The sequence below is a fragment of the Stutzerimonas marianensis genome (assembly GCF_022810315.1).
Classification (GTDB): Bacteria; Pseudomonadota; Gammaproteobacteria; order Pseudomonadales; family Pseudomonadaceae; genus Stutzerimonas; species Stutzerimonas marianensis.
On the sequence record NZ_JALGRD010000075.1, the window covers coordinates 1 to 338 of the forward strand.

At 53.8% G+C, this 338-nt stretch carries 1 other RNA gene; it reads left to right on the forward strand.

What is annotated here, in order from left to right:
• Nucleotide 1 precedes the first annotated feature (1 nt).
• Nucleotides 2-338: a transfer-messenger RNA gene (gene ssrA / locus MST27_RS22305) on the forward strand; the annotation flags it as partial.

The window sequence follows — 338 nt, forward strand, 5'->3', positions numbered from 1 at the left end:
CTTCGACGGGGGTTGCAAAGCGGATGAGGGCATACCGGGATCTCAGACCCCCGTAAAACACTGAATTTATATATTCGCAAACGACGAATCTTACGCTCTGGCCGCTTAATTGCGCCAGACTCTGCACTATCTCGCCCATTGGGTAGGTCGGGTCAAACCGGCAGCAGAGTCATTTAGATGGGATCGTGCCGATTCGGGTTACTTGGGTCGGAGCTAAAATTTAGGTGACTCGCCAATGCGCAGCCTGTCGGTCGGCGGCGCAACGGTTAAATCCAATTGGCCAGACTAAGTATGTAGAACTCACCGTAGAGGATTTCCGGACGCGGGTTCGATCCCCG